Source organism: Pseudomonas psychrophila HA-4 (genome assembly GCF_000282975.1).
GTDB lineage: Bacteria > Pseudomonadota > Gammaproteobacteria > Pseudomonadales > Pseudomonadaceae > Aquipseudomonas > Aquipseudomonas psychrophila_A.
Map to the genome: position 1 here is coordinate 167,665 of NZ_ALJC01000128.1, position 26,014 is coordinate 193,678.

General features: G+C 57.1%; 20 protein-coding genes and 2 pseudogenes. 13 read left to right on the forward strand and 9 right to left on the reverse strand.

Going from position 1 to position 26,014, the window contains the following annotated elements; translation table 11 throughout:
• Positions 1–67 precede the first annotated feature (67 nt).
• Entirely contained in the window at positions 68–1,990 is a 1,923-nt protein-coding gene (locus B347_RS0122810) for a sigma-54-dependent Fis family transcriptional regulator (protein ID WP_019412014.1), read from the reverse strand.
• A 341-nt stretch (positions 1,991–2,331) separates the two neighbouring features.
• On the opposite strand from B347_RS0122810, the gene exaC reads away from it, so the two are divergent.
• From exaC to B347_RS0122850, 8 genes are all read left to right on the forward strand, one after another.
• Positions 2,332–3,852, forward strand: coding sequence for an acetaldehyde dehydrogenase ExaC (gene exaC, locus B347_RS0122815; protein ID WP_019412015.1), 1,521 nt, complete (start codon positions 2,332–2,334; stop codon positions 3,850–3,852).
• Positions 3,853–3,999: 147 nt separating this feature from the next.
• A complete protein-coding gene (eat, locus tag B347_RS0122820) occupies positions 4,000–5,448 on the forward strand; it encodes an ethanolamine permease (RefSeq protein WP_019412016.1) in 1,449 nt (482 codons plus the stop codon).
• Positions 5,449–5,500: 52 nt separating this feature from the next.
• Positions 5,501–6,901, forward strand: coding sequence for an ethanolamine ammonia-lyase subunit EutB (locus B347_RS0122825; protein ID WP_019412017.1), 1,401 nt, complete (start codon positions 5,501–5,503; stop codon positions 6,899–6,901).
• Positions 6,902–6,903: 2 nt separating this feature from the next.
• Entirely contained in the window at positions 6,904–7,713 is an 810-nt protein-coding gene (gene eutC / locus B347_RS0122830) for an ethanolamine ammonia-lyase subunit EutC (RefSeq protein WP_019412018.1), read from the forward strand.
• A 267-nt stretch (positions 7,714–7,980) separates the two neighbouring features.
• On the forward strand, positions 7,981–8,628 hold the full coding sequence (locus B347_RS0122835; protein ID WP_019412019.1) for a DedA family protein: 648 nt from the start codon (positions 7,981–7,983) through the stop codon (positions 8,626–8,628).
• A 14-nt stretch (positions 8,629–8,642) separates the two neighbouring features.
• The gene (locus B347_RS0122840; protein ID WP_019412020.1) at positions 8,643–9,455 is read left to right on the forward strand and encodes a zinc-dependent peptidase; all 813 of its coding nucleotides are present in this window, start codon (positions 8,643–8,645) and stop codon (positions 9,453–9,455) included.
• 101 nt (positions 9,456–9,556) lie between these two features.
• Positions 9,557–10,084 carry an inorganic diphosphatase gene (ppa, locus tag B347_RS0122845; protein WP_016779241.1) on the forward strand — a complete coding sequence of 176 codons (528 nt, stop codon included), beginning with the start codon at positions 9,557–9,559 and terminating at the stop codon, positions 10,082–10,084.
• 234 nt (positions 10,085–10,318) lie between these two features.
• Complete coding sequence (locus B347_RS0122850) at positions 10,319–11,077, forward strand: LexA family transcriptional regulator (protein WP_081498342.1); 759 nt, start codon at positions 10,319–10,321, stop codon at positions 11,075–11,077.
• Between the two features lie 393 nt (positions 11,078–11,470).
• Here B347_RS0122850 and B347_RS0122860 read toward each other — a convergent pair whose 3' ends face one another.
• Together B347_RS0122860 and B347_RS0122865 are read right to left on the reverse strand one after the other, a co-directional pair.
• Complete coding sequence (locus tag B347_RS0122860; protein ID WP_026014366.1) at positions 11,471–12,499, reverse strand: branched-chain amino acid aminotransferase; 1,029 nt, start codon at positions 12,497–12,499, stop codon at positions 11,471–11,473.
• A gap of 212 nt (positions 12,500–12,711) precedes the next feature.
• The gene (locus B347_RS0122865) at positions 12,712–13,815 is read right to left on the reverse strand and encodes a GlxA family transcriptional regulator (RefSeq protein ID WP_019412023.1); all 1,104 of its coding nucleotides are present in this window, start codon (positions 13,813–13,815) and stop codon (positions 12,712–12,714) included.
• A gap of 317 nt (positions 13,816–14,132) precedes the next feature.
• Between B347_RS0122865 and B347_RS0122870 the strand changes: the two genes are divergently transcribed.
• The 5 genes from B347_RS0122870 to B347_RS0122890 all read left to right on the forward strand — a co-directional run bounded on the left by B347_RS0122870 (position 14,133) and on the right by B347_RS0122890 (position 20,956).
• The gene (locus tag B347_RS0122870) at positions 14,133–15,962 is read left to right on the forward strand and encodes a DUF1302 domain-containing protein (RefSeq protein WP_019412024.1); all 1,830 of its coding nucleotides are present in this window, start codon (positions 14,133–14,135) and stop codon (positions 15,960–15,962) included.
• A 26-nt stretch (positions 15,963–15,988) separates the two neighbouring features.
• Positions 15,989–17,281 carry an MFS transporter gene (locus B347_RS0122875; RefSeq protein WP_019412025.1) on the forward strand — a complete coding sequence of 431 codons (1,293 nt, stop codon included), beginning with the start codon at positions 15,989–15,991 and terminating at the stop codon, positions 17,279–17,281.
• A gap of 54 nt (positions 17,282–17,335) precedes the next feature.
• Positions 17,336–18,469 carry a M14 family metallopeptidase gene (locus tag B347_RS0122880; protein WP_019412026.1) on the forward strand — a complete coding sequence of 378 codons (1,134 nt, stop codon included), beginning with the start codon at positions 17,336–17,338 and terminating at the stop codon, positions 18,467–18,469.
• The gene (locus B347_RS0122885; protein WP_019412027.1) at positions 18,466–20,058 is read left to right on the forward strand and encodes a CapA family protein; all 1,593 of its coding nucleotides are present in this window, start codon (positions 18,466–18,468) and stop codon (positions 20,056–20,058) included. Before B347_RS0122880 ends, B347_RS0122885 begins: the two co-directional genes overlap by 4 nt.
• A gap of 547 nt (positions 20,059–20,605) precedes the next feature.
• Positions 20,606–20,956, forward strand: coding sequence for a DUF6124 family protein (locus B347_RS0122890; protein ID WP_019412028.1), 351 nt, complete (start codon positions 20,606–20,608; stop codon positions 20,954–20,956).
• 103 nt (positions 20,957–21,059) lie between these two features.
• Here B347_RS0122890 and B347_RS0122895 read toward each other — a convergent pair whose 3' ends face one another.
• From B347_RS0122895 to B347_RS25325, 6 genes and pseudogenes are all read right to left on the reverse strand, one after another.
• On the reverse strand, positions 21,060–21,710 hold the full coding sequence (locus B347_RS0122895) for a DUF799 domain-containing protein (RefSeq protein WP_019412029.1): 651 nt from the start codon (positions 21,708–21,710) through the stop codon (positions 21,060–21,062).
• A complete protein-coding gene (locus B347_RS0122900) occupies positions 21,707–22,066 on the reverse strand; it encodes a DUF4810 domain-containing protein (RefSeq protein WP_019412030.1) in 360 nt (119 codons plus the stop codon). The genes B347_RS0122895 and B347_RS0122900 overlap by 4 nt, the downstream gene beginning before the upstream one ends.
• Before the next feature lie 28 nt (positions 22,067–22,094).
• Positions 22,095–22,760, reverse strand: a pseudogene (locus tag B347_RS25480) (CsgG/HfaB family protein).
• 215 nt (positions 22,761–22,975) lie between these two features.
• Positions 22,976–23,743 (reverse strand): annotated as a pseudogene (locus tag B347_RS25485) (IS30 family transposase); the annotation flags it as partial.
• A 71-nt stretch (positions 23,744–23,814) separates the two neighbouring features.
• Positions 23,815–24,072 carry a hypothetical protein gene (locus B347_RS0122915; protein WP_019412033.1) on the reverse strand — a complete coding sequence of 86 codons (258 nt, stop codon included), beginning with the start codon at positions 24,070–24,072 and terminating at the stop codon, positions 23,815–23,817.
• A partial coding sequence (locus tag B347_RS25325) for a DUF637 domain-containing protein (RefSeq protein ID WP_192812406.1) occupies positions 24,069–26,014 on the reverse strand: 1,946 nt, incomplete at its 5' end. The genes B347_RS0122915 and B347_RS25325, both read right to left, overlap by 4 nt.

The following is a 26,014-nucleotide window of genomic DNA, read 5'->3' on the forward strand; positions in this document are numbered from 1 at the left end:
ACAAGAAAAAGCCAGAGCGGTCGAGGTGCCCGCTCTGGCTTTGCTTCGCCCTGCTTTTACTTGTCGCTCAACGCTTGAGGCTTGCAACTGCCCTCATGCCGCTTTCCGCTGCTTTAATCCCATGCTTGCGCAGCTTTCTATAAAGGGTATTGCGGCTAACCCCCAGTTGCAGCGCCGTGTGGGTCATGTGCCAACGGTGCAGTTCGAGTGCCAGCAACAAGGCCTGCTTTTCGGCATCCTCAAGCGGGTGTTCACAAGGTTCAGGGGCCCTGGACGGAGCCAGGCGAATAGTGGCAGGGAGCTCGTCGAACTGGATGACGTCGTCACACAATGCTGCCAGCGTGCGCAGGACATTTCGCAATTGGCGCACATTGCCCGGCCAGGCAAACTCCAGCAGCGCCTCGCGCGCGCCCTGGCTAATCCGCAACGGTTGCCCACCCGCCTCCTCTGCCAGCAAAAAGTCCAGCAACTGCGATTTATCGGTGCGATCGCGCAACGCCGGCAGGCCCACTTCCAAACCATTTAGCCGGTAGTACAAGTCTTCACGGAAACTGCCGTCGGCCACCCGTTCCTGCAAGTTACGGTGGGTCGCGCTGACAATGCGTACGTCGACCGCCTGCGGCTCGCCACCAATCGGCACCACCACGCGGTCTTCGAGCACTCTTAATAGACGGGTTTGTAGCACCAGCGGCATGTCGCCAATTTCATCCAAAAACAAGGTGCCGCCATCTGCCTGCTGCAATTTGCCCTGCATGCCTTCTTTGCGCGCCCCGGTAAAACTGCCGCCGCGATAACCGAACAATTCACTTTCGATCAGGCTCTCTGGAATCGAGGCGCAGTTAAGCGCCACAAACGGTTTTTCAGCACGCGCACTGGCCTGATGCACCGCCTTGGCAAACGCTTCTTTGCCCGACCCGGTTTCGCCATTGATCAACAGCGGTACGTCTCGCTCAAACACCCGTAGCGACCGGCGAAAATCGGTTTGCAGTGCTTCATCACCCAAGCAGATGCCACTCAAGGGCGGTCGCACAGGCTCAGGCGCTGGCGCAACAAACACCGGCACCGCACGCGGCTGACCGCGCAATGCCGCAAACAAACATCGTCCATCCAGGGTGCGCAACGGCCAACGGGTGCTAGCTTGCGCGCTGGCACGGGAGAAAAGGACGTCGCGAGGGCAATCAAACACGCTGTCGACTGTCTGCCCAAGCAGATTGCGACGCGCATGCCCCAACAGATTGATGCCGCTTTGATTGATCGCGCAGATCACCCCGTCGCCGTCAAACGCCAGCATGCCCTCACTGAACAGCCCCACCGACTCGGCCTGTAAATGAAAGCGCAGCAACCATTGCTGTTCGTATTGGCGCAGAAAGTAACTGCCTTCAATGGTTTTGGCCGCGAGGTTGACCAGGGCCATCGTGTGGAACTGGCTCTGACGCGAGGCTTCATGCCGCGCCGAAGACACATCCAGCACCGCCAGCAACTCACCGTGCGGGTCAAACACCGGGCTAGCAGAGCAGGTCAGGCCGGTGTGGCGACCACGGAAATGTTCGTCCTGATAAATACTCAGGGCCTGGCGTTCTACTAAGCAGGTGCCGATTCCGTTAGTGCCCTCGCGGGCCTCACTCCAGTCGGCGCCGAGCCACAGCCCCGCATGCTCGAAAATTTTGCGCTCAGTAGGCGCCGTGATGCAGTTCAGGATGACTCCGCGCGCGTCGGTCAGCAGTACTGCATGCCCCGCCCCTGAAAGCTGCTGATGCAAGCTGTTCATTTCGTGCCCGGCAATTTGCAGCACGTGCTGCAAGCGCTCGCGGCCTTCGAGAATGCGGCCGTGCTCTAGTACTGTCGGGGCGATGTTCTGCGCGGGGTCGAGGTGGTAATCCTCCAGGCAACGCTGCCAGGAGCGAACGATAGACGGGTCACACCCTTGAGGGCGACCCTGAGTGACATTGATGACTTGCCGGGCATGCCGATTTAATTCGGTGCTGTGCATTTTTATTGTTCTCCGCTCTGTCACGACGGCCTCAAGGCGCAGAAAAACTCACCTTCTGCGACAACCGAGACCCAGTCCAAACCGAACGCCCAGCATCCTCTTGCGCTCTGTGCATTGCAATCTCGAACTGACTCATCGGTCATCCACTGTGTCGTTTTTGACACAAAGTGTCACTCACGCTGTACCTCGGGTGTCACAACGGTTGCACTCCCAATGCCCTCTAAAAATCGCAAACCCCCGGTTTACAAGGGCCGCGGCGATTTGGCCCAGCCTTTGCTCCTGCTTTGGGCAGCGCCACAGCGCGTCCTCCCATAAGCACAATAAAGCCAAGGAGACACTCCATGCGTTACGCACAACCCGGTACTGAAGGCTCGGTCATCACATTTAAGGGCCGCTACGGTAACTACATCGGCGGCGAATTCGTGGCACCCGTCAAAGGCCAGTACTTCACCAATACCTCGCCTGTGAACGGCAAGCCCATCGCAGAATTCCCTCGTTCAACTGCCGAAGACATCGAAAAAGCCTTGGATGCCGCCCACGCCGCAGCCGATGCTTGGGGCGCGACCTCCGTACAGGCGCGCTCGCTGGTACTGCTGAAAATCGCTGATCGTATTGAACAAAACCTCGAACTGCTGGCCGTGACCGAAACCTGGGACAACGGCAAAGCGGTACGCGAAACCCTGAACGCTGACGTGCCACTGGCCGCCGACCATTTTCGCTACTACGCCGGGTGCATTCGCGCCCAAGAAGGCAGCGCGGCAGAGATTGATGGCAACACCGTGGCTTATCACATCCACGAGCCGCTGGGTGTGGTCGGGCAGATCATTCCGTGGAACTTCCCGCTGCTGATGGCCGCCTGGAAGCTCGCCCCGGCGCTGGCTGCCGGTAACTGCATCGTGCTTAAACCCGCCGAGCAAACCCCGCTGAGCATTACCGTGTTCATGGAACTGATTGGCGACCTGCTGCCACCGGGCGTGTTGAACGTGGTGCAAGGTTTCGGCAAAGAAGCCGGCGAAGCACTGGCCACCAGCAAGCGCATCGCCAAAATCGCCTTCACCGGCTCGACGCCAGTGGGCGCGCACATCATGAAATGTGCTGCCGAGAACATCATCCCGTCGACCGTGGAACTGGGCGGCAAATCACCGAACATCTTCTTCGCAGACATCATGCAGGCCGAGCCGACCTTTATTGAAAAGGCCGCCGAAGGCTTGGTGCTGGCGTTCTTCAACCAAGGCGAAGTGTGTACTTGCCCTTCTCGCGCACTGATTCAAGAGTCGATCTACGACGACTTCATGAAAGTGGTGATGAAAAAGGTTGAGTCGATCAAACGTGGCGATCCGCTGGACACCGACACCATGGTCGGCGCTCAGGCGTCCGAGCAGCAGTTCGACAAGATCTTGTCCTACCTTGAAATCGCCAAGGCCGAAGGCGCCGAGCTGCTGACCGGCGGCCAGGTGGCCAAGCTCGAAGGCGATCTGTCGACGGGTTATTACATCCAGCCGACGCTGCTCAAGGGCACCAACAAAATGCGCGTCTTCCAGGAAGAAATCTTTGGCCCGGTGGTCAGCATCACCACCTTCAAAGACGAAGCCGAAGCACTGGCGATTGCCAACGACACCGAGTTCGGTCTCGGCGCTGGCTTGTGGACCCGCGACATCAACCGCGCCTACCGCATGGGCCGCGCCATTAAGGCCGGTCGCGTGTGGACCAACTGCTACCACCTGTACCCCGCGCACGCTGCGTTCGGTGGCTACAAAAAATCCGGCGTTGGCCGTGAAACCCACAAAATGATGCTCGACCACTATCAGCAGACCAAAAACCTGCTGGTGAGCTACGACATCAATCCGCTGGGCTTCTTCTAAAAGCCCTCTTTAGGCGCGCTTGCTCGCGGTCTTTTAAAAATCAAAAGATCGCGAGACAAGCCCGTTCATACCATCGGGCCTTTGGCCCAGCTCTTGCTTTGCTCCCTGTCATATTTTTTCAAACTATAAAAGAACAGGTGAACTGACATGCCTAGCGAACCCAATGCTGCTTCGGCGGCACCCTCCTCTGTCGATTTTGAAAAGGTCGGCTCCGAATATTTTCAACAACGCGAACTCAAAAAAGGCGCTGCGGGCTGGGTCCTGCTGGTAGGCCTGGGTGTGGCGTACGTGATCTCCGGCGACTACGCCGGCTGGAACTTCGGCCTGGCCCAAGGCGGCTGGGGCGGGATGTTTATCGCCACCTTGCTGATGGCCACCATGTACCTGTGCATGTGTTTCTCCTTGGCCGAGCTGTCTTCGATGATTCCCACCGCAGGCGGCGGGTATGGCTTTGCCCGCAGCGCTTTCGGCCCGTGGGGCGGGTTTCTGACCGGCACCGCGATTCTGATTGAGTACGCCATCGCCCCCGCCGCCATCGCGGTGTTTATTGGTGCGTATTGCGAGTCGCTCTTCGGCATCGGCGGCTGGATGATCTACCTGGCCTTCTACATCATCTTTATTGGCATCCACATTTTCGGCGTCGGCGAAGCGCTCAAGCTGATGTTCATCATCACGGCCGTGGCCGCCATTGCCTTGGGCGTGTTTCTGGTCTCGATGGTGCCGCACTTCAGCGTCGCCAACCTGCTGGACATCCCCGTCACAGAGGCCAAAGGCGCCAGCGCGTTTCTGCCGTTTGGTTATGTCGGCGTATGGGCGGCCATTCCGTATGCGATCTGGTTTTTCCTCGCCGTTGAAGGCGTGCCGCTGGCAGCCGAAGAGACCAAAAACCCTAAGCGCGACCTGCCCCGCGGGCTGATTGGCGCCATGCTGGTGCTCGTGACCTTTGCCCTGCTGATTCTGATCATCGGTCCGGGCGCCGCCGGCGCGCACCATCTGATGGCATCGGGCAACCCGCTGGTTGAAGCATTGAGTAAGGCATATGGCGGCTCAACGTGGATGGGCGGGTTCGTCAACCTGGTCGGTCTGGCGGGTTTGATCGCCAGCTTCTTCTCGATCATTTACGCCTACTCGCGTCAGATCTTTGCCCTGTCCCGTGCAGGCTACTTGCCGCGCAAACTGTCAGAGACCAACAAAAGCAAAGCCCCCGTACTGGCGTTGATCATCCCCGGCATCATCGGTTTTGGCCTGTCGCTGACCGGTCAGGGCGACTTGCTGATTCTGGTGGCGGTATTTGGCGCGACCATTTCCTACGTGCTGATGATGGCTGCACACATTACCTTGCGCATTCGTCGCCCCAAAATGGAGCGTCCGTATCGCACGCCGGGCGGTATTGTCACCTCGGGCGTGGCGTTGGTGCTGGCGTGCGTGGCGGTGGTCGCAGGCTTCTTGGTGGATCCACGCGTTGTGATTGGCGCGGCGGTGATCTATGGCGTATTAATTGCCTACTTTGCTTTTTACAGTCGACATCACTTGGTGGCCGGTACACCGGAAGAGGAATTCGCAGCCATTCAACAGGCTGAGCAATCCCTGCACTAGTCGCTGAGAAACCCGCCAGGCGCACCGCGTCTGGCGTTGAGGAGCACCTTGTATGGCAACTTTTTCTCACGCGGTGGGTACCCAGACTTACCGTTTTGACAGCCTCAAAGACGTCATGGCCAAAGCCAGTCCGGCCCGTTCCGGGGACTATCTAGCCGGCGTTGCCGCGCTCAATGATGGCGAACGCGTCGCTGCGCAAATGGCGCTGGCCAACATCCCGCTTTCGTATTTTTTGCAAGAAGTACTAATTGCCTACGAATCAGACGAAGTGACGCGGCTGATTATCGACAGCCACGACCTTATTGCTTTTGCGCCCGTCAGCCACCTAACCGTGGGCGGTTTTCGGGACTGGCTGCTCAGTGACGCCGCCGATGAACACAGCTTGCGCGCACTGGCGCCCGGACTGACCCCGGAAATGGTCGCCGCGGTGTCGAAAATCATGCGCGTTCAGGACTTGATTCTGGTGGCGCAGAAGATCCGCGTGGTCACCCGGTTTCGCGGCACCATGGGCCTGCGCGGCCGCCTGTCGACCCGCCTGCAACCCAACCACCCCACCGATGACCCGGCAGGTATTGCGGCGAGCATTCTCGACGGCCTGTTGTATGGCAACGGCGATGCGATGATCGGCATCAACCCGGCCACCGACAGCATTGCCTCGATCTGTGACCTGCTGAACATGCTCGACGCGATCATTCAGCGCTATGAAATCCCGACCCAGTCGTGCGTGCTGACCCACGTCACCACCTCCATTGAGGCGATCAACCGCGGCGTGCCGCTTGACCTGGTGTTTCAGTCGATTGCCGGCACCGAAGCGGCCAATGCCAGCTTCGGGATTAATCTGAACGTGCTGCAAGAAGGTTACGAAGCAGGCCTAAGCCTCAACCGTGGCACCTTGGGCAATAACCTGATGTATTTCGAAACCGGCCAAGGCAGCGCATTGTCAGCAAACGCGCATTTCGGCGTCGACCAGCAAACCTGCGAAACCCGGGCCTACGCCGTGGCGCGGCATTTCAAGCCGTTTTTGGTCAACACCGTGGTGGGCTTTATCGGCCCCGAGTACCTGTACAACGGCAAACAAATCATCCGCGCCGGGCTCGAAGACCACTTTTGCGGCAAGTTACTGGGCGTGCCAATGGGCTGTGACATTTGTTACACCAACCACGCCGAAGCGGATCAGGACGACATGGACAACCTGCTGACGCTGTTAGGCGTGGCAGGGATCAACTTCATCATGGGCATTCCGGGGTCGGACGACATCATGCTCAACTACCAGACGACGTCGTTCCATGACGCACTCTATGCCCGTAAAACCTTGGGATTAAAGCCCGCGCCCGAGTTTGAACAGTGGCTGAGCAAGGTCGGAATTTTTACCCAGAACGATGGAAGGATCGAATTCGGCCAGCAATTGCCCCCCGCGTTTCGTCAGGCACTGGCTCATTTGGGAGGACGCTGAACATGGACACTACGCCGACCGACAGCCTCAACCCTTGGCTGGAACTGCGCCGCCTAACCCCAGCGCGCATTGCGCTGGGGCGCACGGGCACCAGCATGCCGACCCAAGCGCAGTTGGATTTTCAATTCGCCCATGCTCAAGCACGGGACGCCGTGCACTTGCCGTTTGATCATGTGGGGCTGAGCAGCCAGTTCGCAGAGCGCGGACGCGACAGTTTGCTGGTGCACAGCGCTGCCATTGATCGCCACAGCTACCTGCAACGACCCGATCTGGGGCGCAAGCTCAACGAAGACTCGGCGCAGCAACTACGTGACTACGCCCAAGCCAATGCGGGGGGATTTGACGTGGTCGTGGTGGTGGCCGACGGATTATCGGCACTGGCCGTTCATCGCCACACGCAGCCCTTTTTGGCGCGCATGGAAGAACATTTCGCCACTGAGGGCTGGAGTGTGTCGCCGGTGGTTTTGGTGGAACAAGGCCGCGTCGCGGTGGCCGATGAGATTGGCGAACTATTGGGCGCCAAAATGGTGCTGATGCTGATCGGGGAACGCCCAGGCTTAAGCTCGCCCGACAGCTTGGGCCTGTATTTCACCTACGCGCCCAAAGTTGGTTTGACCGATGCGTATCGCAACTGCATCTCCAACGTCAGGCTCGAAGGTTTAAGTTACGGCATGGCCGCTCATCGGCTGGCGTACCTGATGCGCGAAGCCTGCCGTCGGAAATTGTCGGGGGTTAACTTGAAGGACGAGGCGCAAGTACAAACCCTGGAGGTGGCCGCGCCTAACGAGAATTTCCTGCTAAAAGACGCATAATCACGCGCCAAATCCCTGCGTAGAAGCGAGCGTGCCTCGCGATCTTTTGATCCTTAAAAGCAAAAGATCGCGAAGCACGCTCGCTCCTACCCCTTTGGTCAAGAAGAACTAATACACGCTTCGCTACAAACTCAAGCAGCAGAATCCGCGTCAATCCGTATAATCCTTTCGGTTCAAAATGTACGAAAAAACTACATACCCTGTAGTTAAATACCTACCTCCCCCGCACAGACCTGCTGAGCCGGGTCATCAACACAGGTGCCATACATGGATTTCAACCCGATCGACATTATCCTGCACCTCGATGTGTACCTGGACATGCTGGTAAGAGACTACGGAGTGTGGATCTACGCCATCCTGTTTCTGGTGATCTTTTGTGAAACCGGTTTGGTTGTCATGCCATTCCTGCCGGGTGATTCGTTACTGTTTATCGCTGGTGCCGTAGCGGCTGGTGGCGGTATGGACCCTGTATTACTGGGCGGACTCTTGATGCTGGCGGCGATATTGGGTGACAGCACCAACTACGTCATAGGACGCACCGCAGGCGAACGCTTGTTCAGTAATCCAGACTCGAAGATTTTCCGTCGCGATTACCTGCAAAAAACTCACGACTTCTACGAACGTCATGGCGGAAAAACCGTGACCATGGCGCGCTTCCTGCCGATTTTCCGCACCTTCGCTCCCTTTGTAGCGGGCGTGGCACGCATGTTCTACCCGCGCTTCTTTATGTTCAGCGTATTCGGCACCATCCTGTGGGTCGGCGGCTTGGTCACCCTCGGCTACTTCTTTGGCAACGTGCCGTTTATCAAATCCAACCTGTCGCTGCTGGTGGTGGGCATCATCGTGCTGTCGCTGGTACCGATGATTATTGGTGTGATCCGCAGCCGTATGGGCCGCAGCCCGTCTAAAGCCTGATTGGGGAGCGCCCTATGTGGTCTCTGAGTGAATGGCGGCGCCAGCGGATTCTGGCGCAACACCCGGTCGCGGCAGACGTATGGCATGACGTTCGCCAACAGCTGAGTATTCTCGACGGGCTGGACGACGCGCAGGACAAATGGCTGCGTGAAAGCAGTGTGTTGTTCCTCAAGGAAAAACACCTCACGCCCATGCCCGGGGTCGAACTCACGGAAGAAGGCCAGCTCCTGCTGGCCGCTCAGGCACAACTGCCGCTGCTCAATCTGGGCGATTTAGACTGGTATCAGGGCTTTCATGAAATCGTCCTGTACCCGGATGACTTCGTCAGCCCGCAACGCCATCGTGATTCCAGTGGCGTTGAACACGTCTGGGAAGGCCATCACAGCGGTGAAGCCTGGCAGCACGGCGCGGTGATTCTGGCCTGGCCGGGGGTACTGGCCAGTGGACACTGGGCAGGTTACAACTTGGTGATTCACGAACTGGCGCACAAGCTCGACATGCTCAATGGCGCCGCCAATGGCATGCCGCCGCTGCACAGCAACATGCAGGTGAGTGACTGGACCAAAAACATGCAACAAGCCTTCGATCACCTAAACCAGTACCTGGATCACCACAATCCCGACCACGCGCCAATCGACCCCTATGCAGCCGAAAACCCGGCTGAGTTCTTTGCGGTCACCAGCGAATACTTCTTCAGCGCGCCAGACCTGCTGCATCACGTCTACCCGCTGGTTTATCAGCAGCTCAGCCTGTTCTATCGTCAGGACACCCTGGCACGGCTACGCAAGCTGCAGAGCGAACACCCCGAATATCGCGCACATCACTAAACAGCCAAGCGTGACGCGGTTATAGGAATACGCCTATAATCGCCGCCACTTTTTGGCCAAATCGGCCAAGCTAACTGGCCTACACACGGGGGCACCGCCCAATGAGCTACAGCAAGATTCCGGCTGGCAAAGACCTGCCGAATGACATCTACGTCGCTATCGAGATTCCGGCTAACCACGCGCCGATCAAATATGAAATCGACAAAGACAGCGATTGCCTGTTCGTTGACCGCTTCATGGCTACCCCGATGTTCTACCCGGCCAACTACGGCTTCATCCCGAACACGCTGGCCGACGACGGTGACCCCCTCGACGTGCTGGTAGTGACCCCTTACCCAGTAGCTCCAGGTTCGGTTATCCGTGCACGTCCAGTTGGCATCCTGCACATGACTGACGACGGCGGCGGCGATGCCAAAGTAGTAGCAGTGCCTCACGACAAGCTGTCCCAGCTGTACGTTGACGTGAAAGAGTACACCGACCTGCCACCCCTGCTGATTCAGCAGATCCAGCACTTCTTCGAGAACTACAAAGACCTCGAAAAAGGCAAATGGGTAAAAATCGAAGGTTGGGGCGACGCTGAAGCTGCCCGCGCCGAGATCACCAAATCGGTTGCTGCCTACAAAGGCTAAGTGCAGACCGGCAGGCTTCAACAGCTTGCTCAACGCGCTAAAAACCCCGGCTCACCGGGGTTTTTTTATGCCTGCCTAAACACACAGAAACACAGCCTGTTCATGCCAGTTGAATGAGTGCAGGAATCAAGTGGGAAATATCGTTTTAAGACGAGGATTTATCTCTTTTCACCTGTTTTTTTTGAACGTTTAGTTTATTTAAACGGTGTCGTCTTCTCCGTAAACTCCGCCTTCATGAATACATCCGGTGATCGCCTCAGAACCCTCCTGCGGGAGTGTCATTTATCCGCTTCGGACTTCGCCGCCAATCGCCGCGTCACGCCGCAGCACGTCAACAACTGGTTCAAGCGCGGCATCCCCATGGCCCGACTGGACGAAATCGCCGAACTGTTGTGCGTTAACAGCCGATGGCTGCGCACCGGTGAAGGCATCAAACATCCAGGAGCCCCGATCATCAGCCCTACGGCGCCTCAGTCAGCGCCAGACCAGCAGCTAAGAACCTCACACCCCCACACCGCCCCCAACAACACCAGCGACATAGACGTGCCGTTCTTCAACGAAGTGCTGAATGCCAGTGGCTCAGGAAAAACCCACGTGGCCCAGATACCGGAACACCGGATACGCCTGACCTCGGCCATCTTGCACACCATGGACGTCAGCCCTGACCAGGCCCTGTGTGCGCCCATGATCGGCAACAGCATGGTGCCCCGAATTGAAGCGGGCTCAACCGTGGCCATCGACAGCAGCCTGACCCAAATCGTCGACGGCGAAATCTACGCCCTCGAACAAGACGGCATGTTGCGCATCAAATACGTCTACCGCCTGCCCAACAACGGCTTACGCTTGCGCAGCCACAACCACGAAGAATACCCGGACGAACTCTTCTGCTCGCTCCAGATACAAGAGCAAAACCTGCGAATACTGGGCTGGGTATTTTGGTGGTCCACCCTAAATAAACGTCGCCCGCCAGTGCCTTACAAACTGGAGGGTTAGGGTGTTAAGGCGTGAGAAGGTGAAACCGAAGTGGGATTTTTGCTGGGAAACGCGATCAATTCCCAGTATGCTCTGCCGCACTCGCGCATCCCCCTGCTCCCTGCAGGCCGGATTGCAGGGCGTAGCAGCGATAAGCCACCACGCCCCACACACCCAGACGCCACGCGCTGGATGTCCCGATTGAAGGTGAGTGCGGTTTGCCAAAAACAAACCAAACCCGCCCCCGAGAAGCCGGCCACAAGCCGGCTTTTTAATGCTTGAAATAAACCAATTTCATCCACAGCGCCACTCAGCGCGTGCCACAGGCAATCACGCCAAGGTCTGCTTTGGCTTGAACGAACAGCCTTGGCCACTGCCCGGCAATTCAATGCCTGACAATGGCCAAGCCGGTCTTTACGCCCCTTGAACCTTCACGATCCAGCCTTCTGGCGCTTCAACGTCTCCGGACTGGATGCCGGTCAGTTGGTTGTACAGCTGTTGCGTCACCGGCCCCACTTCCTCGCGGCTGTGGAACACGTGCAGTTTGTCGCGGTACTGGATGCCGCCAATCGGCGTGATCACGGCAGCGGTGCCACAGGCACCGGCTTCGCTGAAGCGGCTCAGTTCGTCTACCCGCACATCGCCTTCAACCACGGTCAAGCCCAGACGGTCTTTGGCCAGTTGAATCAATGACAGGCGGGTGATGCCCGGCAGTACCGACGCCGAACGCGGGGTGACAAATTGTTTGTCTTCGGTGATTGCAAAGAAGTTGGCCGAGCCGACTTCTTCGATGTTGGTGTGGGTCAGCGGGTCTAGGTAGATGCAGTCCGCAAAACCAGCGCGCTTGGCTTCAGAGCCAGGCAGCAGGCTGGCCGCGTAGTTGCCGCCCACTTTGGCAGCACCGGTGCCATTAGGCGCGGCGCGGTCGTAATCAGAGATCATGAAGTCGCAAGGCTTCATGCCGCCTTTGAAGTACGGGCCAACCGGAATGCAGAACACGCTGAAAATGAACTCAGGTGCAGTGCGTACGCCGATGTTGTCACCCACGCCAATCACGAAAGGCCGCAGGTAGAGCGCGCCACCCGAGCCGTACGGCGGAATGAAATGCTCGTTCGCTTTGACCACTTGGGTGCAGGCATCGATGAACTGTTCAACCGAGACCCTCGGCATCATCAGACGATCGCAACTGCGCTGCATACGCAGGGCGTTCTGGTCAGGACGAAACAGGTTGATCGAACCGTCCTTGCAGCGATAAGCCTTGAGGCCTTCGAAGCACTGTTGCCCATAGTGCAAGGCGGTGGAGCCTTCACTGATGTGCAGCACGTTATCTTCGGACAGGACACCCGCATCCCACTGATCTTGGCTCCAGTGAGACAGGTAGCGGTAGTCGGTTTTTATGTAGCTGAAGCCCAATGTGCTCCAGTCGATACTCGGGACAGACATGATTACCTCGAATGCTGTTCTTGGCAGATTAAGCGACACCGCCATCAGTCGATGCCGTACAGCGGGCCTTTGCGCCAGCCACTATAGATCCAAACTACCCATTTTTATTGCACGTAGAAACGGGTAAGACAAATGTCTCGTCAGATGCGCCAATTTAGTCAGTCCCCAGGATCCGCGCAATGCTCAGTTGAAGCCTCTGATCGTTCACCTCATCACTGCGCTGGTTTTTGATCAGGCTCAATCCCCAGGCCTGTGATCAAATCGCCCTCTCGCGCTTGCGCCCCCGGATCATCGGCCCGCCACCATCTGCTTGAGATGCGCATGGAATAGCGGCGCCGGTATTCGGACGGCGTAACACCTGTGGCCCGTTTAAACAAACGCCGAAATGCGCTGGCATCTTGATAGCCGCAATACTCCATCACTTCGTTCAGGTCGACCAAGGTCACTTCGAGTAGCTGCTTGGCCCGCTCGACACGCAGTCGGTGCAAGTAGTCCAGCGGGGTCATGCCTTCTACTTCTTTGAAGTGTCGCAACAAGGTGCGCGGGCTGGCAGCCGCTTCTTGGGCTACGCGCTCAAGGCTGTAGGGCGCCTGAATATGTTGTTGGATCCAGTGCTTGGCCCGGAAGACCACGCTGTCTCGGGTTTTCACCGAGATGCCCGGAAAGTTGAGGCTGGAATGCTCAAACCGCATGGGGTGGTAGAGCAACCCATTGGTCGCGATTTGTGCCATTTCTTCACCGGCGAAATGGCGGATCAATTCAACCACCAGGTCGCAGACCGCCGCCGGAGCGCCAGCGGTGAAAACCGCCCCGTCCACCACCACCGGGCCTTCCATCGCCAGTTGTACGTTAGGGAAGCTGGACGCAAACCAGTTCGCAATCATCCAGGTGACGGTGGCGCGGCGGCCGTCGAGTACACCTGCACGGGCCAACATCACCGGGCCATTGAAACTGGCCGCAATGGCGCGACCCTGAGAGTGATACCGCGCGATGCAGCTCAGTTCTTCGGTGCACTGATACAGAACGTGGTTCAGGTCCGGCACGCTTTTCATCTGCACACCCGGAACAAATAACGCCGTCTGCGAGGGCCGCAGGGTTTTACGCCCTCCTGTAGGCGACTGCATGCCCGACATCCAGTCCGGCAGCGGCAGTTCATTGCCCGAGGCATCGATCAGACGCCAATGAAAAAACGCACCTCTTTTATCCGGGTTACGCATCTGCCACAGGTTGTTGAAGGTGCGCAACATGTCGATAACGCTAAAAAGCGTACCGACCATGCTGTGAGGGCCGTGGAGTAAATCAATACGCACGTTCATGGGCTCACCTGGCGATATTGGATTTATTGTTGGCGATACTAGCCCCCTCTCCTGTGCGCTGTCTGCCAGCAGCCTTTTTGCCCTTACAGCCCAGCGCGTCACCCCTCTTTGAAAACTGATTAAAGCAGCGTTGCCAACAAACACCCAACGGTGTGTTCACCGCCTGTTTTTCGTGGCGATATTGGCCCTATTGCTGTCGGTATTCGCCGTATTACGGCGCTTGCTTGGGCGCTAGACTGAAAACGCCTGGCATCCTCAAGAAAAAAACAAAACGAAGGTATGAGTCAGTGAAAACAACAATAAAAAGAAAGTGGGGCATGGCCGGTAAACCCCTCGTGACCGGGCTCGCCACGTCCTTGCTCACCGCTGGCATTACCGCTCCGGCAACGGGCGGAGAACTGGTTTTTGGCGACCTGAAGTCCGGGTTGGGCAAAGGCATCGAATGGCAACAAGACGACACACGCCTAAACGTGAAAGGCGCCTTGTCACTCGGAACGGTGCGACGCATGGACAACCCGAGCCAGCACCTGACCAGTACCGAAAACGGCATGAACCTGTTCAACGACGGCGACCTGAACTACAAGCGCGGCGATGCGGTGTCTACGTCGCTCGAAACCTACCTGCAAGCAGACCTCAGCCATCGCAACCTTGGCGTCTTTGTCAGCGCCAAAGGCTGGTACGACTACGCCCAAAAACATCAGGGTGTCGACTATGGCAGCGTCCCCAATGGCTATCGTGCAGGCGAACCGCTGAGCGATGACGGTTTTGACTCGCTGGCGCGGTTTTCTAACGCCGTGATCAACGATGCGTATGTGTACGGCAACTTCCAGCCGGGTGGCCACGACTTGCTGGTGCGGCTTGGCGATCAGGCCATTCCATGGGTCACGCCGACCACGATCAGCGGAGGCTTGCAGGCGGTGAACGCGTTTGATTGGGCCGCGGCACGCCGCAGCACCTCAATCGCCGAGGCCCGTACCGTGGCCATGCCAACGCTGTACGCCAAGCTGGCCTTGACCGACAACCTGAGCGTTGATGCCTTCAATCAATTTGAGTTCCGCCCCAACGCCTACCCAGGGTGCGGCAGCTATCTGTCGACCAGCGACTATGCGCAGCCGGGCTGTGATCAATTCCTGCTGAACGGCAGCGTGCTAAGCGCGGTGGCTGGCCGACCGATTTACACCACTGATGGCCAAGCGCTAAACAACCCGCTGGACAGCGTGGCCCGTGGCCCGGACCACCGCCCCGGCAACAACCAATACGGCGCCAGCCTGCAATATCGGTGGGATAACGTCGGGCTGTTCGGCTTTTACTTCGCCGACTACACCAGCCGCGATGCCATTACCCAAGTAGTTCGCACCGGCCCCGGCGTTCTGACGCCCGCGGCGGCCAACGTAGGCCAAGCCGTCCCTACCGGAATTGCCGCCAATTATTTGCGCGCCTTCCCGACTAATGTGCGCCTGTACGCGCTTAACTTTAAAACGCGGCTACCGGGCGGCACGGGTATCTATGCCGAGTACAGCTATCGCCCCAATCAGCCGATTGCCTGGAACGGCGCCGACTTTATTACTGGCCTGCTGGCCGGTAACGGCCCCTTCGCCTACCTGGCCAAAACACCCACCGGCTACTTGGCGCCAGGCTACGACCGTTTTCGGGTCAGCCAATTCAACCTCGGCGCCAGCCACCCATTCAGCAACGTATTGGGTGGCGAAATGAAGCTTTCGGCCGAAGCGGGCTTTAAGTACGTGCACAACCTGCCCGACACCGACGACCGCCGCTATGGGCGCCCAGGCTTTGGCAGCGCGCCTTATGGCCCTGGCGCCAAATGCACAGGCCCCGCCACAAAATGCTCGATGGATGGGTTTGTCACGCCGTTTTCTTGGGGCACCCGCTCCAAAGCCGAAATCAATTACAAGAATGTGTTGCCCGGGCTCGACCTGACGCCCTCGCTCACCTTGGTCTATGACGTTAAGGGCCACGCCTATGACGGCGTGTTTTCCGAAGGCCGCTATGCGCAAATCCTCGGCGTTCGCGGCGACTACAAAAGCAGCTACACCTTCAACCTGAGCTACCTGAATACCGGTGGTGGCGATTACAACCTGGTGGCAGATCGAAGCATGTTAGAGGCCAGTGTCGGCGTTCGCTTCTAACCGCTCCCTTTTAAAAGGCGATAACCATGCACTCTTTGACCGATAAACGACGCCCGTTCGTGGTGGCACTGCTGATGACAGTGGTCATTATCAGCGTGTTGGACAAAACCATTTTCGCCTTTGCTGGCCCGCAGATCATTGACGAACTGAAACTGACACCCGCGCAATTCGGTTTTATCAGCAGCGCGTTTTTCTTTCTGTACTCGATCTCCGGCGTGCTGGTGGGCTTTCTGGCTAACCGAATGCCCAGCCGCTGGATTCTCTCTGGCATGGCCTTGGTCTGGATGACTGCGCAACTGCTCGCGGCAATGTCCAGCAGCTTCGTCACCTTGCTGGCCAGCCGCGTCACGCTCGGCGCCGGTTGCGGCCCCGGCACCGCCGTCACCCAGCACGCCTGCTTTAAGTGGTACGCCACGCGTGAGCGGGTGTTGCCAGCGGCGTTGATTCAGGTCGCGATCATGCTCGGCGCCATCGCGGGCGCGCTGGCCTTGCCAAGGCTGATCGAGCAATACGGCTGGCGCACGGGTTATGTGTTGTTGGCCGGTGTGGGGTTGATTTGGCTGTTGCTGTGGCAACTCTATGGCCGCGAAGGCCAGCACGACGACACCAAGAGCAGCAATGGCGACGCTTTGCCCACGCTGCCCTACAGCCGTTTGCTGCTCAACCGCACGTTTGTCTGCATCACCTTGGTCGCGTTTTGCAGTTACCTGCCCAATGCCCTGCTCTACAGCTGGTTGCCCACCTACCTGCAAAAAGGGTTGGGCATGACGCCCATGCAGTCGGGTTACTTGGTGTTCGCCACCACCCTGGGTGTTATTGCCATCAACTTGCTGGTGTCCAGCCTCGCACAGCGCGCCATGAAGCGTGGCGCCAGCATCCGCAAGGCAATGGTTGTTCCGCCCCTGCTGGCGTGCTTGATCGCAGCCGTGGCTTACATCTTCATGGGGTTCACCAGCACCAGCCTGACCGTGACCTTAGGTCTATTTCTGGTGGGCAGCATCCTGCTCAACCTGCTCTCAGCCTTTGGCTTTAGCATCGTTGCCCACATCGCCCCGGCCCGCCAACGCGGGAGCATGCTGGCCATCCATATCGCCTTACTGACCACCGCCGGAATGCTCGCCCCTCTGCTGGTGGCGCAGGCCATCGGCTGGCAGAACGGCGACCTGGTGAACGGTTTCGAGCTGGCCATCGGCCTATTCGGCATTGCCCTTTTAGTGTTCACCGCACTCGGTCTTGTGTTGATCGACCCCGAACGCACCCGACATGAACTCAATGCCCGCACTACGCCGGTGGGACTGCCGACGGTAAGCGTGGCTTAGCCCACGCCGCGTGCTCCCAACACCTCACTCACGACTATCAATAGAGAATGCTTGATGGACCTGACCTGCTTTTCACAAAGCTACGCCGAAGCTCGGCAAAAATTCCTTGAAGCCTGCACACAGGCAGGGCTGCAAGTGCAATCCCACCCTCACCCGCTGCCGGGCCGCGACGGAGAAAAACTGGCCATTGACGTGGCACTTTTAGGCTCACCCAAAGCCGCTAACCTGCTGGTCGTGAGCAGCGGCGTGCATGGTGTCGAAGGCTTCTGCGGCTCAGCAGTACAGATTGATCACTTGCGCAACGCCGACTGGATGGAGCACTGCCGACGGCATGATCTGGCGGTGCTTTATCTGCATGCGCTCAACCCTTACGGCTTCTCGTGGGTGCGGCGGGTTAACGAAAGCAATGTCGACCTCAATCGCAACTTCATTGACTTCAACCAGCCGCTGCCCGAAAACCCGGAATACAGCGCAATCGCTGCACTGTTATTGCCCAAACGCCAACCGCCGACCTTGCTCAGCACGCTCGGCCTTGCTGGGCACGCCCTGCGCCACGGGCCTAAAGCCCTGCAATCGGCCATCACACGGGGCCAACACACCGACCCTCAAGGGCTATTTTTTTCGGGCACCGAACCCAGTTGGAGCAACCAACAACTGCGCCAGATCATTCGCCGCCTAGGCCGCGAGTGCCAACGCATCGGCTGGATCGATGTGCACACAGGGCTTGGCCCGTATGGCGTGGGCGAGCGCATCTACAAAGGGCGCACCCACCCCGATGATATTGCGCGGGCGCGGCGCTGGTGGGGCGCACAGGTCACCACCAGCGAAGACGGCACTTCCTCGTCCGCCGTGCTTAACGGCACCCTGGATTTAGCGGTCATGCAAGAGTGCCCACAGGCGCAATACAACGGCCTGACCTTGGAGTACGGCACCCAACCCGGCCCCTCGGTACTCAACGCGTTGCGTGCTGATCAATGGTTGCAGAACCATCCACAGACCCCAGAGGCTCAGCGCGTAAAAATAAAACGCCAACTGCGCGATGCCTTCTACATTGATACCGACCCGTGGAAGCGGCGTGTGCTGGAGCAAGCGCGGGACGTGACGATATTGACCCTGCAAGGGCTCGCCACAACCCCGAAATCGGTTACAGCACCGCAGGCCCCAATCACAGAAGGATATTCAGGATGAATGCAGATTTTATTAACGCGCTAAGACAGGTCATGCAGCAGATCAAGACCTGTCTTGATGAGCACGGCGACCAGACCGTCGAGATCCTAAAGCGCGTAGCTAACGGTGAGTTGGCGATGGTCGAGACGCTCACCCCCGAAGAAACTGAGCACGTTCGGGTACTGTTTGGCTGGGTTGCCCAGGTCGGGCCACACAATGTTTGGGCAAAAATACAGCCCGCGCTGGCCGACCTTATCGCGTCTAAAGGCGATATCAAGCCCGACGAAATCTTCATTGATCCTGAGTTTGGCAAACTGCTCCCCCAGCTTGAATGGCTAAAAAACAAGCGCACCCAAGCCCGATTTGCGGTGCTGTTGGCGAGCTACATCTGCTACGACCAGTTCCACTACCCGCAGCCAGAGACGGGCGTTTACAACATCTCGGGCAGTGCGTTTCAAAAACTCAAGTGGGTCTATCGCTACTGGTTCAACCAGCTTGAAGTGGCCGAAAAAGGCTCGGCGCTGGAGGACTATTTCGCCTCGCAAACACTGGACTTACTCGCACCGGACACGCCCTCGGTGTCTGTTTCATGCGCGGGCGACTTGCTCGCTGTCGATGTCCTAACACCTGAGAACACACCGCACCTGTTCGACGACATCACCGACTTCTACAGCACCGCAGACATTGTGAGCGCTAACCTTGAGTCCACCGTTGATAAGAACCAACCTATTGGGCGCAATCAGGAACCGGGTAAACCTGCGTGCATGAACACCTCTGAGGCGATGTTCCGTAAGTTTCGCGACGAAGCAAACATCAACTTCTTCAGCACCGCGACCAACCACGCGATGGACTATGAGGAACCGGGCGTACTGGCCACCCTCGACGTGCTCAAACGATCAGGCGCCCTCTATGCCGGGACAGCCGCTAGTCAGGCCGAACAAGACGATGTGGTTATCTTCGAAAAAGACGGCATTAAAGTCGCCCTGCTGGCCTACACCTTCGACCTTAACGGTCACCCTATTCCTGCTGACACGCCTTGGCTCGCCAACGAAGTGCGATTCAACGATGTAAACCCGCCGCCTGATTACTCACTCATCGAACAACAGGTCGCCACCGCGAAAGCCAAGGGCGCGGACTGGATCATCGCGTACTGCCACTGGGGCTGGGAGTTCGAGATGTACCCCCACGCCAATATTGTGGACGCGGCGCACAAGGTGATTGCGTACGGCGTTGACACCATTCTGGGCAACCACCCGCATGTCAGTCAGCCTGCGCAACTCATCCCGCGGGACGGCAAACAGGCTGCGTTGGTCATCTACGCCTTTGGCGACTTTGTGAGTTACCACCCCGAAAGCCGCAACTCCAAACTGGCCTACGCCATCAAGTTCAACATCGGCAAGGCCAAGGGTTTGACAAGCCTGTTCAACGTGCAAGCGCTGCCTCTCTACATCGTCAATGAAGACCTGGGGAATCAGCGATTCAACTGCCGCATCGTCAAATTCTTCGACGTGCTAGAAAGACCGGATGACTTTGGCCTGACAGAACTGGAGAAAAGCCAGTTGCCGCACCTGCGCGACAAAGTGTGGAACGACATCCTGTCGCCGCTTTAGAGCATTGCGCAGTAGATGCTTGCGCGCAGGGAGCCAAGCACCTCTCCCGCGTAGCAGTTGCCGAGCCTTGCGAGGCTACGTCCGGCGGCGCAGCCGTCGTCAATCGGCTATCGCGATTCCCCAGTTAAATCCGATATGCAGGATTTACGATCGCTTCGCAATCGGACGTAGCCTCGCAAGGCTCGGCAACTGCTACAGGGTGTCGATTTGCCACGAATAATCAGCCATTTCGTACGACGTTTCCCTTTCAATCATGCGAAGCTTCCGAGAAAATCCCGTTCGCTTGCGCCTGTCCAGTTCGCGGAATAGTCTCGGCCCATCGCTGTAAAACAGCGGTTGGGTTTAGTCGCCCGACAATGTGATCAGGCGCAAGGCGCCACCTCCGCGAGGCGCTTTTTTTCGGCCTACGCTTTATGGTGGCCGTGCGCAGGGCGCCTTCGAGCGCGCCGGTTCTCCTGATCACCGGTCGACTAACCTGCGTACGGCTGCCACCTATTCGTTTAGTCGCGACAGGTGACAGCTCCTCAATTGATTAGGAGTTGTAACCATGAAAAAAATCGTTCCAGACCCACCGGCTCTCCCCCAGCACGCTACTGCTGAGTGCGATTCACTGTCGCTGGACCGCGCCGCCACTGATCGCGCCCTCGACTTTTACCTGCTCGACTCTAAGCCTCCACGGCACGTGGATTCGGCCACGTATGCCATCCCGGACAGCGTCAATTTAGAAGCGGCTTTGGCCCAAGCGTCAGACTTGTTGCGCTGCGCGGGGGCTTCGGCCTGTGAGGCGGGGAATGGGTTGAGCGGGCATGCGCGCCATCTTGTGTTGTCGGCCATGCACCTGGTGGAGCTGGCCAAGGCGTATGTCGATAAATCGCTGGATGGTCTAACGACGCACTAAGCAGCACGCGCCTGGGGACGGCAGGCGCGTCATGTATGAAGCGGCATAGGCTGACCGGCTTGGATGCTGTAACTATCAGCTCAAAGCGATCACCCCACGCCAGTCAGTCCGAACCGTACTTGGGCGAACGTGGCCCGTAGAGGATCCCCGTAGGTTGGCCTGCCGATAGCAAGCGAGCACTCGCAACGCCAGCAATAGGGTGAGCTGCATCGGTGGAGCTGTTGATAACTTGCTTGACCGCCGCGGTAATCAACATCCCGACAAGACCGCCACCGTTGTTGTTGCCTTCCTCGCTTGAAGCCCGTGCAGTACCCGTCCACAAGGTGGTGCCAGTGCGCAGATCTACCAGTTTGGCCGACGCTGTTACGGCGGTGTCGCTGGTGATCAGCATGTACTTGGTACCGTATTCGGTCACGGTGATGTACAGCGCGGAATCCGCACCAAAGATCTCATACAATTTGTTCGGTGCCACGGCCTGGATGTCGGTAGCCGTTGTCAGTCCGTTCTGACGAAAGGTTTCGTCTACCAAAGCGATCGGCAGTACGTAGTAACCCGCTTCAGCCAACGGGTAAGTCACCTGGGATACCAAACTGTACGAGGCCTGCACTTCAGGGGATTCATTAATCGGCGGCAACACCAAAATCGATTTGGGCCGTGCCTGTTTGAAAGCCGAATAATCTACCGTTTTGGGTGCCGCACAGCCGCCCAGCAACCCCAAGGCAAGCAAGACTATAGACACCTTCAAGAAGTTCATTTGACGTCTCCGGCGTTGGCATTCTTGAGCAGAAAGTCCATATAACTCGCAGACTCGGGAAACAACGCTTTCTCGGTACGCAACTCCTGCACCATCTGGTCATCCTTGCCCATGCTCAAATACAACATGCCCAAGTGGGCGTGGTAGCCCGGTGGTGCTTGGTGGCCACTGGCGTTGATCTTTTGCAGATCCTGCTCCATTACCTCGACCTGCTGTTCCTTGGGCTCACCTTTGAAATACTCGTAAACCTGCGGCTGGTAGCTCTCCCATTGATAGAGGGATTTAGGCGCTGTCTGGCACCCGGCGACCGTAGCGGCTGCTGTCAGCATCAGCGCTAATTTCAATGCCTTGCTCATTTGTGTACTGCTCCTTGGCATTTTTCTTTTAGTCGCGTGGGTTCCAGGCACCGGCGTTGATGCCGTCTACCAAGCGATTGATCGCTTCACGCATGGCCAAGTCCAGAACTTTGCCATTGAGGGTTGAGTCATAGCTGGCAGTGCCACCGAAGCCGATCACTTCGCGGTTGGACAGCTCATATTCACCTGCGCCTTGGGTGGAATACACCACTTCTGAGGTACTTATGTTGACGATATTCAGGTTGACCTTGGCGTAAGCCACTTGGGTCTTGCCACGGCCGAGGATGCCGAATAATTGGCGATCACCGGTCTCCTTGCGACCGAACTCAGTCACGTCGCCGGTCACCACATAATCAGCGCCCTTGAGCTTCTGCACAGTGCCTTTGATCGCGGCTTCTTGGGAGATTTCACCCATGTTGTCGCGGTCCAACACGCTGAAGCGATTGGTCTGCTGCAAGTGAGTGATTAAGATAGTTTTGGCCTGACCGCCAAGACGATCCACACCATCGGAGAAGATTCCGCGCATGTAACTTGAGCGGTTGTCGAACTTGCCGACAGCAATCGGCACGCGCGCACCGGAATAGGCAACATTGGCGCTGGCGACTTATTCGACAGGTAACGCGCGGGAGCTTTCTGTAGCCGCACAACCGGCCAGCGTCAGCAGGGCTAAGGCAGTAAAGCCCGACAGCAGAATTTGAGACGGTTTTTTCACATGTTGCTCCTAAAGTGAGAAGTATCAGCATTGATCGTTTTTACAGCAATAAAATCGGCGCAACCAGCAATCAACTCGCCAGTCAATACAAGACGCGGTTTGGTTGGCCAAAAATAGAACCGGCGCCCATATAGGCAGACAGTGGACGGTGACGGTTTCTTTAGGGACGGCGTTTGTAAAAGCCGAGTGCAACACGGCTATTGATTTAAAGCAGGCGCGGCATGATACATGCCCATCACCTCCGTAATTACTTCAACCGGACATTTATAACCAAAGCGTTTGCGAGGGCGAATATTCATTTGATACGAAATGGCATCTAACGCTTCTTGGCGATGTACCGAAAAGTCAGTGCCCTTGGGCAAGTACTGGCGAATCAAACCGTTAGTATTTTCATTACTACCGCGCTGACAAGGACTATGCGGGCGGGTCGCAAAAGTAAATCGCCACCCCAGTGTTCTGTGTGATTTCAGCATGTTTACCCACTTCGCGGCCTTGGTCATAGGTCATACTTTTACGCACCGCCAGCGGCATGCCATTCAGTGCGGCACTGAAGCCCTGAACAGCAAAGCCGCCGTCGCATCGTTCATTTTCACCAGCATTAGATAGCCGCTCGGGCGCTCCACAAGGGTGCCGACACACGAGCCATTATCCTTACCCTTAATCAGATCTCCCTCCCAGTGGCCGGGCATCAAACGGTCTTCGATTTCTGGAGGTCTCACGTGAATACTGACCATTTCAGGAATCTGCCCGCGCCGGTCAACGCCGCCAGAGCGAGGTCTACGGGTGCTTTCCCCTTGGCGAAGGCACTGAATAAGTTCTTTACGCAGCTCCCCGACAAGCAGCGCATAGATGGCGTTGTAGATCGTTTCGCGGCAGAAGTAGGCGTCTTCAAAATTGATTTTCATAAGACGCCGCTCGCCCGCGACTTGGTCAGGAGACATCAACCACGCAATTAAAGACACTAGGCTTTACGCCTGTAGAGGCAACCTCACCTGCGCCTTTTGCACCAACCCCAACGCAGAGAAATTACAAACCGTTAACTTTCTTGGCCACGCCCTCGATTGACCGCATCCAGAAGCAGTTCGAGCTCAAGGCCATAACTATTCGGCTCAAAGCTCTCTTCTATACCACTCATCAAAAACTCATTGGAAATCAACTCGCATAGCTCGTCAATTTCACCCGACGCTAACGAACCATAAAATAATTTCTCAGCTAGAGCTAGTTGGACTTCTCCCGCCAGAAAGCACAACGCAATTAAAAGCTGCCATTGTGCGCTTGTTAAAATGCAGCTCATTTTCCTGTCCCCGAAGAGGACTTGCCCCATCCAGTTACCACTTTACCCTCAGCATTGACCACTATGACGGCATCCGCCCCAGTATACCTAAATGTTGGGCCGTACTTTGAAGGGACATATTCAATTTTCAGAGGACTAGACCAGGCGCTATTGAGAGCAGACTGGCTAACGCCAATACCGCCATCTCTTCCCGCAAATTGTTCTAATGCATGAGCTGAATAGCCATTGATCAGTGTCGGAGCCCTTGTTCCTGCTGCCTGTTCAGCAACTAACTGCATTTTGAGCTTAGCCGCGTTTGCTGCACTGCTCGCTCCTGAGTTAGGAATAGACGGAATTCCTTTTGCACCTTTCCCCCTCCCAACCGCAGCCAGTATAGCTAACCATTCAGAAGCGCTACCCACCGTTTCGGATTCAACATTAAAGCCCAAACCAGCAGCAGCGTCACTCACTGCCTGCGCCGTGCCTAAAGTGATTCCACCTTCCACAAGTTGCAGTTTGGCGTTGGTGTTGAACAGTTGTACCGCGCCCAACAGGTTCTTCAGGCTGTCCGGGATATCGCCAGATACACGCGCTTGGGATAGAAGCTCTAGCGTCTTGTTAGACTCTGCGACGAAATCCTGATAGGCCACGTAGCAGCCCGAAGGATCAGCTGCACAGTGAGCACTAAGACGCTTGTCGTTCGCATCATTCAGATCCGCATATTTATTTCTCACCTCATCGCAAGTGTTGGTCGCACTGCATTCACGCGCATCCTTGAGAAGCGCCTCAACATCTTGATGGTTTAGAAAGTTGTACTGCGTACCGTTCTTCGCGACCCAAGCACCTTTCTCTATTTTGGGCGCATCACTGTCCGTCTGAACCGCCGCCGTCAAAACTCCCACAATCTGTGAACTCATGGTCAGCAGCGCTTCATCGCCCTTGACCAAGTTATACAGTTGCCCCACAAGTGCTTCGTTAGCGCCAGCAGCCAAAGCTCCAGTTTTAAAGTCGCCGCCTGTCGCTTCCGCTAGCAAACCACCCACCATGGCGTGAATCGCGATTTTTTGGGATGAGCCGTCCTTAAATACCCCTTTTGTGTAATCACCTACGGCATTGAAACTCGCTGCCGCCAAGGTGTTAAACAACGCAATTTTCAACGCATCGCTAACATTGCCACCCTGCCCTAAAGCCTTGTTCAAAGCCAGAGAGGTACCACTCTGCAGGGTCTGATTGGCGGCAAATTGCCCAACACCTTTCCAAGTGCTTAGCGGCGCACTGACCTTGCTAGTCCCCGTATTGGTTTGGGTACCCGTCAAGTCATCAAAGTAGCCAACCGTAATACCAGCTGTAACACCTGATATCACGTAGCCCTTCACCGCATCTGATGACGTAACGTCCTTGATCACCGCAGCAAGGTTGCCGCGATTATTCACAGCACTCGCAGTGGCGTTTGTCGCTGCACCAGCTGCAACGGCACCTGCTCCGGCAGCAACTCCGGCCCCAGCTCCTGCTGCCGTCATGGCACCCATTGCTGCTGGCCCAACTACTGCGGCCATTACAATCGCGATAATGATCTGCGAAGCAGGCCCAAGCCCTGAGTTGTTGTATTTAAAGCTGTCGTGGATTTCCTTAACCTGCATCCAGTCAACATCCCCGCGCGCCTCTGCGTCTTTGATCCAGGCCAGTTGCGGATCGGCCTTGACCATCGCCTCAATCGATTGGCTGACGGTCTGTTGATTGACCTGATTGACGTCGATCTTCAGGCCTTCCACCGCCTTGATCGCGACGTTGCCCTCGGCAATCATCTGGGTCTGGCGCAGTGTTTCGTCGGTGTTGCCTTTGCCTTTTGAGGACACCCAGAAGGCATTGTTATTGCTCTTCTCGTGACTTTCCTGGTGCAGGTCTTTGACCGCCTCAAGGGTCACCGCGCCTCCGCTGGTTATAGCGATGTCATTGCCACTCT